The sequence below is a fragment of the Pseudomonas syringae pv. cilantro genome (genome assembly GCF_001293775.1).
Taxonomy (GTDB): domain Bacteria; phylum Pseudomonadota; class Gammaproteobacteria; order Pseudomonadales; family Pseudomonadaceae; genus Aquipseudomonas; species Aquipseudomonas syringae_P.
The window spans coordinates 2,410-14,448 of sequence record NZ_LGLN01000029.1 but is presented as its reverse complement, the minus strand read 5'-3'; the positions used below and the strand labels follow the sequence as shown (position 1 = coordinate 14,448).

Annotated in this window: 6 protein-coding genes and 1 pseudogene; 6 read left to right on the top strand and 1 reads right to left on the bottom strand. The window is 54.9% G+C overall.

The window, feature by feature from the left end:
* Positions 1 to 11: 11 nt before the first annotated feature.
* Positions 12 to 1,004, top strand: coding sequence for a LacI family DNA-binding transcriptional regulator (locus ABJ99_RS04980; protein ID WP_054084853.1), 993 nt, complete (start codon positions 12 to 14; stop codon positions 1,002 to 1,004).
* A 119-nt stretch (positions 1,005 to 1,123) separates the two neighbouring features.
* Here the strand turns inward: ABJ99_RS04980 and ABJ99_RS04975 are convergent, their stop codons facing one another.
* Positions 1,124 to 6,856 (bottom strand): hypothetical protein, encoded by a 5,733-nt coding sequence (locus tag ABJ99_RS04975; protein WP_054084852.1) that lies wholly within the window; start codon positions 6,854 to 6,856, stop codon positions 1,124 to 1,126.
* Positions 6,857 to 7,632: 776 nt separating this feature from the next.
* On the opposite strand from ABJ99_RS04975, the pseudogene ABJ99_RS29585 reads away from it, so the two are divergent.
* The 5 genes and pseudogenes from ABJ99_RS29585 to ABJ99_RS28985 all read left to right on the top strand — a co-directional run.
* Positions 7,633 to 7,856: pseudogene (locus tag ABJ99_RS29585) on the top strand (hybrid sensor histidine kinase/response regulator); the annotation flags it as partial.
* Positions 7,857 to 8,126: 270 nt separating this feature from the next.
* A complete protein-coding gene (locus ABJ99_RS04970; RefSeq protein ID WP_054084851.1) occupies positions 8,127 to 8,522 on the top strand; it encodes a CesT family type III secretion system chaperone in 396 nt (131 codons plus the stop codon).
* A gap of 9 nt (positions 8,523 to 8,531) precedes the next feature.
* A complete protein-coding gene (locus ABJ99_RS04965) occupies positions 8,532 to 9,149 on the top strand; it encodes an AvrPphF family type III effector (protein ID WP_054084850.1) in 618 nt (205 codons plus the stop codon).
* Positions 9,150 to 9,328: 179 nt separating this feature from the next.
* The gene (locus ABJ99_RS26630; RefSeq protein WP_080378016.1) at positions 9,329 to 9,946 is read left to right on the top strand and encodes an AvrPphF family type III effector; all 618 of its coding nucleotides are present in this window, start codon (positions 9,329 to 9,331) and stop codon (positions 9,944 to 9,946) included.
* A gap of 476 nt (positions 9,947 to 10,422) precedes the next feature.
* A complete protein-coding gene (locus ABJ99_RS28985; RefSeq protein WP_230080984.1) occupies positions 10,423 to 11,514 on the top strand; it encodes a hypothetical protein in 1,092 nt (363 codons plus the stop codon).
* Positions 11,515 to 12,039 lie beyond the last annotated feature (525 nt).

The window sequence follows — 12,039 nt, the reverse complement described above, 5'->3', positions numbered from 1 at the left end:
CCCTGCCTCGCATGACCTCAGTTAAAGACGTTGCACGATTGGCCGGTGTGTCCCTGATGACGGTGTCTCGTGCGCTCAATAATCCGGAAAAACTGAGCCCCGAGACGTATCAGCGCGTCCGTAGCGCGATTGACGAGCTGCAATTCGTACCCAGCCTGTCAGCGCGCAGGATTCGCGGTGACAACTTGCAGACACGGACTATCGGAGTGTTTGCCCTGGACACTGCGACGACACCGTTCGCGGTCGAGCTGCTGCTGTCAATCGAGCAGACCGCGCAGCAAGCGGGCTGGAACGTGTTTATCCTCAACCTGCTGAGCAACCCGCCCACCGACCAGAACATCGACCTGATGCTGTCGCACCGGCCCGACGGGTTGATCTTCAGCGCCATGGGCTTGCGTGAAGTGAATATTCCCCAGCGCCTGAAGAGCAAGCCGCTGGTGCTCGCCAATTGCGTCGCCGATGACAGCAGCCTTGTCAGTTATGTGCCGGATGACGAAACGGGTCAGTACCGCGCCTTGCACCACGCGTTCAGCCAGGGTTATCGACGCCCACTGTTTATCAACCTGCCAAAACAGAGCCTGGCCTGGGAAATCCGGCAAACGGGTATGCAGCGTGCCTGCCTGGCATTCGGCCTGGCTCCGGACGAACGCATGCAGTACAACCTGTCTGAACATGACGCCTATTGGGAAACCGCCGCCATCCTCGAACGGCACATGGTCGATGGTCGGCCGCAGTTCGACATTCTGGTCTGTGGCAATGACCGCATTGCCTTCTGCGCGTACCAGTTGTTGCTGGGTCAAGGCCTGAAAATCCCCGCAGATGTCGCCGTACTGGGTTATGACAACATGATAGGCATCGCCGAACTGTTTATTCCTGCGCTGACCACGGTGCAGTTGCCGTATTACGAGATCGGTCGCAATGCCGCCCGGCACTTGATAGAAGGCCTCGACGTATCGGGAACTCAGCCAGTGGATTGCCCGCTGGTGGTCAGGGAATCGTTATAAACGACTTGCAGGGGATCGCTGCGCGCTCACAGCGTATATAGCGGGCGTTGAACCACAAAAACAAGAAAGCGACCTTCAGGCCGCTTTCTGTGTTTTGCCAGGGAGAAGCGCAATTACCTCTACATACTATCGAGTTCGCCCCACGCCATATCACGCACGGCGTCGCTGAAGCTGCGCTCACCTTCGAGAGCAGCGCGGTTCGCCTGATCCAGGCGCCTGGCGGTCGTCTCCATGGCCTGCCGCTCGCCGAGCAAGTCGGCGCGCAGTCGCTGCAGCACCGAGGTGGTCAGTTGAAGTTCCATTTCCAGCTCTTCGCTATCCAGACCGCCCTCCTGAACACCGCTTTCACGTTGCTTCAGCAACGCGTCCCGGCGAACGACCAGACCATTCACTTGCGTTGAGACCTTGTTAAGTTCAAGTCCTGTGGCCACGCCCGCTTCCACCCCTCTGCCAGCCAGTGTTTCCAGGGCATGCCCGAGCGAACGCCGACGTTTTTCAACAGAGAGCAGTTGGGCCAGAGCCGGGTTTTGCTCCTGAGTCGTCTGCTTGCCAGGTATCGTGTACACCTTTTCGCTGGCCTGCTGCATGGCACTTATTGCGTCATCCAGCGCCTGAGGATGTCGCTGGAGCGACGCAAATGTACCCCGCACACCGCCTCCATCGGCATCGCGGTCATCAATTTCAGGCAATGGCAATTCAGGAATGCGCAAAAGCAGCCTGTCCAGATGCGCGGACGCCATCCCGTAAGCCTGCTGGAACGAACTGATCGCATTCGTCTCACGCTCATGCGCGGTATTCATACGCTGGACTTTAACGTCGAGTTGTCGCGCTATGTCATTGGTTGTCAGCGCAGCAGCATCCTCTGCGGTGCGCAACGGCGGCTCTTTGCGCGGCGAAGGGGGGCCATACGCAACTTCCCCGGCCTGGGTTCTCTGCCCCAAGGCCTGAATACCGGATTGCTGTAATGCCCGTAACGGCGACTGCAATGCCCTGTTTCCGGCCTCCAGCAATTCAACCCCTTGCAGACCGTCATACAGACCGTAGCGGAACTGGATTTCCGCTTCGAACAACTGATGCGACGTCGCGCCTGTGGCCGACACATTCAGCAGCGGCAGGCCTATTCTTGAGGTCACGGGGTTTTCATCGGTGTTATGGACGGCGATCGCCGCCAGCCGATAAAGGTCAGGCGTGGCTTTGATCTTGTCCAGAACGCCGCGCCAATTCAATTCACTTCCCGAGGCCCCCGGCAAACCGAGCGCACGTGCCGATGCCTGCTGTTCGCGCGCCAGTAGCGCGTCATTGATGGCGAACCTCGCCTGGGGGCGCATCTCGAAAACGTAGCGCACCTGATTGACCTTGGGCAACGACTGGAAACACAGCATGACCTGATCGAGCCCCGGCACCTTGCGACGCAGCTCCGCCAGGTCGTTCAGTTTGCTGCCAAGCCCCAGATGGCCGATGGCGTGAAACACCACCGTTTCCAGCGATTCACGACCGAACAGGTTGAATTCCACACGCGCACCGGGAATGGCCCGGGCGTGATTCTGGACGGCGCTTTGTTCCTGCTGACGCAACTGATGCAGCATCTCCACGATCGAGGCGCGCTCGATTTCAGAGCTCGCCCGCCATACGCTGTTGCCAGCGTTCGCCATTTCTCTCGCCGCATCGAGACGCTGACGGCGCAATGCCTTTCCATCCATGGCACCGATGGCTTCCACGCTGCGCGCCTTCGGGCCTTGTATGCGGTCAATCACCTGTTTGATGGTCGCGATACGCTCGCCAGGCCTGGTCGGGTAGTCGAGCGCGCCCAACTCTGCGATATTGTCAGGAAACGCTTTGGCAAGGCGCTGGCGCATCTGGCTCCACTCGCCGGCCGTAACAGGCTTGGCAACTTCGGTATCAAAAGTGCGTTTGTAGCTGGCCGTCGACAGGAAGGGGCCGCGGCGTGTGTCGTCCACCGCAGCATCGGTCGGCAACTGCACATCGCTTGACGCAACGCGGATGCCGGCGAGCTGCAGATTACCGTTCCCGGTGGACGCATTTATCAACTTCTGAGGGTTATTGCCCAGCGCGGAAGACAGCGCGCCCCCCAAGTTCAGGCTGCTATTGAATTCAAGGTTGAAATCCGTGCGGCCCTGAAATTCCAGACCGATGATATCGGCCCAGGCGTGATCCAGATGCAGCTCCATTTGCCCCCAGTGCGCGCCAGCCTGAGCCGTCCCACCGACCGACAACGCCCCTGACGCGGTGCTGCGCCGATTGTCTGCGCCAGAGACGGCAGCCCCTGCCGTCGGCTTCTGTGGCCCATATTTCTGGCTCAGGCTGAATGGCGATACGCTGACGTTCACTCCCACAGAGGCATTCAGATTGGTTTCGAACAGATCCAGGCCAATCGAACCACCGTTCACACCGGTGCGCAGGATTTGGGTGCTGTCAGGGTGATTGACATCGAACAGCAGCCGCACGAAGTCGGAGATCGTCGAAGGCGCGATGATTACGGCGGCGCCCTGACCATGCTGGTACGCACCGGAGATACCCAGGTTGCCGGAGCCTCCCCAGGTCGAATTCATCGAGCGACCCGGCCGCGAATCGAGAACACGTCCGCCGCTGCCAGGGCCTGGCTTGAAGTCGATTCCGACCCCTGACGTCGCCGAAACGGAGGCTTTGGCATGGCGCACAAAAAACGCGACCAGCCCGGCGTCGCCGTCCTTGCCATCGCCGATGCGCTCCACGCCAAGCACCTGAAGCGCCTCGCCCGTCACGCCGACGCTAAACGCATTGAGGTGTTTCCAGTCAGCCGATCCCAACGCGCCGCGCAATTCGAGACCACGCGATTGCGTCGAGAAGAAGGTGCTCCTGTTGAACAGATCCAGGAGTAAGTCGGACATGCGCGCCGCCATTTCGTCCGGCGCGGCCTCGGGCGGCAAGCCAAGATTTTTGAGCAACTGGGTGCGGCGTGCCGAGCCCGGCAACATTATCTGTTCGCGAAACGTCGTCACCACATCATCGAAGGCCGCTAATTGACCCCACGAAGACAGACCGAGTTTGCACAATGCCGCAAGCCTGGCTTCTTGCTGAAGCCTCTCCGTCATTTCCAGCGCCTGCGCGTCAGTGCTGCCCAACAGCGCATCATAGTCCACCAGACCTGCAACCAATCCGGCTGTTCGCAAGCCGTATGACGCCTGGCTGTGGGCGCTGTCAGCGCTTCCATCATCCGCCGGCAGGCGTACGCCCGCGCGCATCATTTTTTCGCTGACCTCGTGCAGAACGCTCAACAGCTCAGCCTCACGTTCGCTCATACGATCCGCATGCAGCGCCGCGCCGCCAGCCAACGCTTTAATACTCCGGTTCAGGTTCGGCAAAATGTCTTCCGACTTGGACAATCCTGCAGAAGACAGCGCCTTATCCACTCGCGAATGCTGTCGTCGCCATAGCTCGGCCAGCTTGAACGTGGGTGTCGATGTCGTCGAAACAAGACCGTCCGCGCTGTCGCTGTCCCCCATATCGCCCATGATCACGCCTTCATGAAAGCCGATCTTGCGCAAGTCGCGTAACAACGCTTCCAGCTTTTCTTCTCGTAGCGTCAACAAGCGTTGCGTTTGCTGATGTGACAGCCCGAACTTTTCTCCGTCGGACGGCCCTACGGCTGAAGCGACGCGCACTTGCGCGAGCGTCGGTAGCTGCTCAAACAGTATTTTTCCTGATGCATATGCCTGTTTCGCCTCATTATGGAATGTGGCCAGGCGCTTCTCCTGAGGCGTAGGCGGCAGCACGACACCCAACGTGTGCGCCATGGAACGCATCGCGCTATTCGCCACGGAGCCCAACACATCCCTTGTCAACGCACCCACCTGAGCGCGGGTCGTATCAACCACTGCCTTTACGCTCGACGCCATCGTCAACGGGTTGTTGGCTGTTGTCCCCGCCAGCGTCGTAACCACCGATGCGTCATGATGCGGTGTGCTGAGACGACTGGCTTGCTGTTGATTGGCGAGGGCGTTGCTACCCGCAAGGAAGTTCTCCGTCGGCGCCTCATCCCTCTCCGGCTCAGGCTTGACGCGTGCCGGCAGGGATCGATTGTCGTGCGACGTCATTGACGGCAGCAACGTGTGCCAGTTGTCTCCCAGCTGTAATTGTATTTGCCCTGTTCGAGTAGCGCGAAGACTTGAAGGATGAACACTACCCGGCAGAATTATCGGCACCGACTCCCAGCTATCTTTCGCGGTCAGCCGTTTCAACTGGGGGCGGTGGCTATGGGGGTGATGCAGCACGAGCAACTGATCGTTGAGCCCTACAGCGATGGCAATGGGGCGCTGCAACGCGGGAAGTCGCCGGGTTCGGCTATCCGCATCGGCAGCCATCAATCGCCCCGATTCCGTCAGCGCGACGACCCGGCGGTTACCGTGAACCGCCAGCGCCTGTACGGGCTCGTCAAACTGCGCGACAAGGCTGGTGCGTAACGCGACCGTATCCGGTATCACCGCCAAAGGCCCGCCCGCAGGATGACGCGGAAGTTCGGCATCGCTCGGCAACCAGGAGGTACGCCCGTCGAGTTTGAGTTCGACGACCTGCCGGGCATCCCCCAGTAAAGCGAAAACCGGTTTCCTGTCAATAAATCCCAACGGGCTTGAGTAGAGAGCGGTCACACCCGTCAGCGGTTCGCCGCCCGACTGCTTTAGCCGTTCCCAAGGCTGATCGGGAGCCGCTTTATAATGCAGCACGCCATCGATATGCCCCAGCTGGGCATGACCATCAAGCTGAACGTGCGACTGCACTGCTGCCTCCGACGGAATATGCAGCCCTTCGGTGTAGAGCAGCAGCAACGGACGATCCAGCAGATACGCAGGGCGAAACAGCGCCTCGCCTGGCGCTCGTTGCAAGCTCATGCGCCGCCCGTTCTGATCCTGCAGCATCAGATGAACCGCGTCGTCTCTGGACAGTCCCATAGCGGTCACGGCCCAACCTTTCCCCTGCGCAAAATCGCCGGGTAATTTCAGTCGATGGGCTTCAACAGGTCCTGTGCCTTTCAGATCGGCCTGATAGACACGTCCTTTATCATCAAGGATCAGCGCAGCGGTGCCACCCGGCAACGGCAGCAGGTCAACGGGGCGCGCCGGACTCTGCTCGACCCCCAGGTCGTCGGCGCCGGACCGCCAAAGCTCGACTGGACGGGAAATGCCATTTGAATGCACCGAGCCGTTATGCAGCCCGTGCGCCTGGCCACCCGCGCCAATGCGCACCGCCGCGCCTTCAGGAAGCCGTTCAGTGGTTATGGACTCGGCAGACGTGTCGGTTGCGCGCCAGAGTTGTTTGCCGGTGTGTAGATAAACCTCGCCATCCGCCTGCAAACCAATCATTCGCAGGGGCTCTCGGGGATTCATGCCTGGCAGCGTCAACGGCGTCCAGCGCTCTTCCATATTGGCGGTATGAACCACACCGCCGCGCTCCAGATAGGCTCGATCATGGGAGGACTGCCAGACCCCGGTCAATAACCCTATGGGAGGCTCAGCAAGTCGGGCAGCCACAGCATCGGCGGTGATTTCCCCGCTGATGCCATTTTCCATCTCGGGATGGACCGTCAACACGGCCATCAACATACCCGGCACAGAGGTGAAAAATGCCTCATTGCGCGGCGCCAGCGGTTCCGCCTTCACAGCGGTGTAACGCACCAGCTTGCCATCGTTATCAAGACTGGTCTCGCTTTGAACCGACGGTCGCTTTGCCAGCCAGGCATTAATGACACGCTCTCCATCCGTATGACTTGCGACCCGAACATGCCTTCCGCGTTGTGATGGCACGGCTTGCAGTCCGAGCGTCTGACTATTCAAACTGGCATGAGTCCGGTTTCGCATGCCACCCTTGCGGGACGACTCGCTGTCAGCAGCGGGGGGTGAGGGCTCTGGCGATGGAGGGGGATTGGCCGCGGGCGCGGCACTTTCGGTATGTTGAAGCGCTGGAATGGCAGTCAATCCGGAAGAGGTAACCTTTACCATAGTTATTATTAAACTCCTGTATATTAATTTTATATCCCGTTTATTACCCACGAAGTACCAACGGCATCATGCCGAAGAGAACGCGGTCTACATCTCCGTTACAATCTAGTGACCCGGAACACTATGAGTTCTGCCGATTAGAGCGTTCTCCGTTGCGGTAATAAACGACAGTAAATTGAGTGGCCAGGCAGCCGGATCGGTTCCCATGATTGTCATAAAATCATCACAAACCCGCCCAGCCGGGCCTGAGCCATAGACATGTTTTTTGCACAAAAGACGCTCAATCGTGCGGGGGTTGCAGGGTTCGGATCGGACTTGCGTCGGTACGAGGTGACCTTGAGGTCGGGGGAACGGTGTCCGTTTAAAAGTACGCGAACACACCAGGCCTTATTACTCAGCGGCATTTCGACCTGTCGCTCTCGGGAAGGTAATACCAGCCTTCGATCGGCGAGGCGTTCAGATACGTGTGTTCATTTCTGAAATATAGAGGTCAGGATGGTGTTGGGCTGGGGAAGCGACCTTACCGCTGTTCAGCCTGATGGTTTGGGTGACTCTGGGTTACGGCATGCGCTTCGGCTCACGCCATCTGGCCACTGCAGCCGTCATGGCGCTGCTGTCGATACTGATTACTTATCTATGATTTGGGCACCGCCGCCAATCGAGTGGACTGCATTGATCAAATAAGGGCAGCACGTGGCAGAGATATTCCCGCCATGATAATCACCGGCGTGATGTCGGATTCGTTGCAGAGCAACTCCAAAGGCGCAATGTTCTGCTGCTGGCAAAGCCGTTGAGGCCCTCCGAGTTGCGACTCAGCTTGCTGTCGATGCGCGTGACAGCAACGGATGACTCTGAGTGATGCTCAGGCCCGCGCAGGACAATCCGTAATCCCGCTGACAGCACCAACAAAAAAGGCGCCCCGAAGGGCGCCTTTTCTGTTGGGCTCAAAACAACTGTTCTTGAGTCTTGATTTTCTACCCTGATACAGACGGGCGAAAATGGTCGGGGTAAGACTTAAACGCTACGAAGCAACCCAACGTTTGGAAACCAGTCACCCTCAAAAAATGAGCGCATGGAACCAACTGAGTAGTCATGACCACTCAGACGACTAAAGTTATAGGGGTGGCTCATGAAAAATTCGTTCGACCGTTTAATCGATGGGCTTGTAAAGGACTACGGCGCACCTGGTTTTCCTGAGAAAAAACACGAGCGTGAAATTTATTGCTTTGAATTTGAGAATGGCGTTTCAATAAAAATTTATCAAGATGAATTTCGCTGGGTATACTTTATCGCAAACGTTGGTGAGCTCGGCGAGACCAATTCTGATGCATTGATGAAAATGCTTTACATCAATAGCTTTAGCTTTAGAAAACCTTTCCTGACGCTAGGTTTAAATAATGAAAAAACTGGAGAGCTGCATGCGCGTATACCCTTATTAGAAGTTGATAATGTGCAAATGCGAAGAATATTTGAGAGCATGCTAAGCATCGCGAACGAGATCAAAAAAACGTTTCATTTCAAGTGAGAGGTTATTATGGGTAACATTTGTGGTACGTCCGGTTCTCATCATGTGTACAACCCGTCAGTTAGTACTCAACATGTCTCTGGTTCATCCACGCAGACCTACAGTGCAGGTGGTCAGGCCCTAACGTCGGTGTACCAGCTTTCCGCCGAGGCAAGGGAAGATTTTCTTAATCATCATGACCCAATGATAAAGCTGGGCCTAGACCCAGACACGCAGCTTTATAGAACGATGGATAAAAAATATGTGCGTGGAGGAATGGTTGCAGGTTATTCAGAGTCCTGCGCACGTATTGCATTACACGAAGAGCTTGCTCCTAATCCCACCGCCCAGTACTACGGTTTCGCTGAGGGAGACGCACGGGCCTATGTGCCAAGGCAAATAAGAGCTTCGGATTTGAAGGATCCATCGCGGAATGTAATGGTGGGTACTCAAGCGCGAGATGCCATCCGCACCTACGAGGATGAAAACCATGTAACCGTCAAAATGAGACTGGGTGACTTCCTTAAAAGAGGAGGAAAAGTTTATTCAGATGTTTCCTCTTTAGCCAGCAATGAGGACACTGCCAGCGCACTAATTGTGACATTGCCGAAGGGTAAAAAAGTGCCAGCAACGATAGTAAATGACTGATAGCAGGTTACTGTCCGCTAATCAGGCTGATGGGCTCTTCAGTTACACTCTGCCCCCCAGCTTTGGAGGGGTTAGCGTGAGTGTTTTGGATATGTCGTCTGGATGCGAAAAACTTTTAGATCTTGACAAGTACAGCCACTCGGATTTGAAAGTCGTTAAATTTAAAGTGAGAGGTTATTATGGGTAATATTTGTGGTACTTCCGGCTCCCATCATGTGTATAAGCCGTCCGCTGCTCCTCAACATGCATCTGGCTCATCCACACCTGCACCCAGGGCAGGTGGACAAACCATAACCTCGGTGTACCAGTTGTCCACTGAGGCGCGAAACAATTTCCTTAGGGATCATGATCCAATGATAAGGTTGGGTCTAGACTCGGAGACGGAGCTTTACAGAACAATGGATAAAAAGTATGTGTGTGGGGGAATGGTTGAAGGCTATTCAGGGTCCTGCGCACGTATCGCATTACACGAAGAGCTTGTACCTAATCGCTATGCTCAGCATCACCGTATCCCTGAAGGAGACTCACGCGCATACGTACCCAGAAAAATAAACGCATCAGATTTGAGAGACCCTTCGCGGAATGTGATGGTAGGTCCCGAAGCACGAAATGCAGTTCGCCCCTATGAGAATGAAAATCACGTAACCGTAAAAATGAGATTAGGTGATTTTCTTAAACAAGGGGGCAAGGTCTATTCTGACGTCTCCTCAGTATACGATGATGAGGACACTGCTAGTGCGTTGATTGTGACGTTGCCGAAAGGACGCAAGGTGCCAGCAACGGTAATAAATGACTGATACTGGTGCGTGCTCACGAAAGGGCTTTCCAGAACTTTCAGTTGTATTTTCAGTGTCATCCCGGCTTTTGGAAAGCTTACCGCGAGAGTTCTGGATATCACACTTCGCCACCAGCGAGGGCACCGACGAGCACACACAATTTTACTGACTGCCGAAGGCAGAACACAAGGCACATTGTACGTTGAACGGGGTTGACCGGCCCAAGTGATCGCTCCTTGGTGCCGACTATTTCAGGCACGTCGAGTGGACAGATCGGTCGACGTGCCTGGGCGCGGACGAAAGTCGTTTTTTCTATCGAAACGGTTCGGCGTGTCTTGGAATGATTAGTTTATTTTGGAATCTGAAATGCTTAACATAAACAATTTAAATGGTGCTATTTTATTCCTAAGGCGGAAGAAGAAAAGCAAACTCATGATAACACCGCTGGCACATCAAGGCTCGTCATTGGACCTCCTCCGTCAGAAGAATCAGAAGTTATGGCCCATAACAACTGTTCTTTCGTTGGCTCAAGACCAGCTTTTTATGCAAGCCAGACGATGGTCGAAGCTATTCCGCGAACAAACATTCCTCCCTCACCACCCAAACAGTACCAAGGCTTTAATCGTATTTGCCAGTCATTACGCCATATAGCAACTTCGATAAACTGGGGCATGATAGGCCTTAAGTCATTGAGACCCATCGAAGTCCAAGCATCTGTTATAAATGGGAAGCTTCATATCTCTTCAAACTTTCACAGTGAGCACATTCAGGAATCATTGCATTTTGCCTTGACCAGAGACACAGAACGTTCAATCCCTTACCCGGGGAATAGAAGATCTAAAGCATTGGTTGAAGAAAGCAGAAATAGGCGCCATATCGTAAAACTTAAAGAAAACTTCCTTAACCAAGATAGATTTGACATATTGAAACAGACTACCGTTGCCGAGATAGCTAAAGGTTTGGGTTGCCCAGCAGAAAATAACCTCTCACGTCAGGAGCTTTCTGAGCAAGCTATTGCTGCGCTGCATATTTTGCATAAGGTAATCCAGGCTGCCTCACAGTCGAATCCGTCATTCGAAAATTTGGTTATTCATCGACCCTTCAAAGATGCGAGTCTCGATGGCATGCTGCCTGATGGGATTAATCAAACCATGCATGCAGAGCAGAACATTCAGAGGGCCTTGGCAGACGATAAAGACTGCCAGTATCAAGAAATAATAGCGAAACTTGGCCTGCAAGAGGGCAAACATATCATTGTCCCTATTGCTGGAAAATATGTACCCTGCGCGGCATGCGCTGAAGTTGAGCACGAGACAAAGGGCCCGGATGGCTTATTTGATCCGGACGGTAAAAAATTCATACTGCATAGATCAAGTGGACGCATCGGGATGGCGTTTTGGAATGAAGTCCAACATATTGCCGTCGAAGGCCTCAATTCCAATAAAGAAAAAGCTCTTACCAAAGGTATTGCTATAAGAGATCGCTTTTATACCAAGCCTGAAACGTTACAGGCTGCGCATCAGGAAATGGTGGAGGATTACTCGTTCGATACGGATAGTGCCTGCTCCGACGACGATCCCACACCATAACCTCGTGCACTTTTCAGCTAATCGAGAATTCTGATTTTTTTATAAAATACAGCGTCGGCTGTAGGCCAGCATGAACATGGGTGAAACGCCTCTAGCCAGCTAGCCCAAGAAAATTAGCTGGCAGAGCGCCTGATCTCAACCGCCGGGACGCCTGATGAAGCAGATCACCTATCGCCGACGCCGAGTACGCTGGCAAACCCGTAAAGACCGTTTGAGTAAACCTATGTCATTGGTGGTGCCGGTTACACCGTGACGGAGGTAGCTTCAAGTTTTCTACACATCATCAATTTTTGCCAAAAAACGCCCCGTACACAAGCTTTCGCTCGGTAGGGCCGCTCCAATTTTACACCCCAGCTTGCTGGTGCCATATTTCACGTCAGGCGACTGCTTTACGCGGTCTCAACCGAAAATGACCCCAAACAAAAAAGGCGCCCCGAAGGACGCCTTTTTTGCTGGGCTCAAAACAACTGTTCTTGAGTCCTGATTTTCTACCCTGATACAGCCGGGCGAAAATGGTCGGGGTAA

Bases quoted from the DNA above. Each gene is read 5' to 3' on its own strand.
- ABJ99_RS04980 (WP_054084853.1), top strand. From the start codon at position 12: ATGACCTCAGTTAAAGACGTTGCACGATTGGCCGGTGTGTCCCTGATG.
- ABJ99_RS04975 (WP_054084852.1), bottom strand. From the start codon at position 6,856: ATGCGAAACCGGACTCATGCCAGTTTGAATAGTCAGACGCTCGGACTG.
- ABJ99_RS04970 (WP_054084851.1), top strand. From the start codon at position 8,127: ATGAAAAATTCGTTCGACCGTTTAATCGATGGGCTTGTAAAGGACTAC.
- ABJ99_RS04965 (WP_054084850.1), top strand. From the start codon at position 8,532: ATGGGTAACATTTGTGGTACGTCCGGTTCTCATCATGTGTACAACCCG.
- ABJ99_RS26630 (WP_080378016.1), top strand. From the start codon at position 9,329: ATGGGTAATATTTGTGGTACTTCCGGCTCCCATCATGTGTATAAGCCG.
- ABJ99_RS28985 (WP_230080984.1), top strand. From the start codon at position 10,423: ATGGCCCATAACAACTGTTCTTTCGTTGGCTCAAGACCAGCTTTTTAT.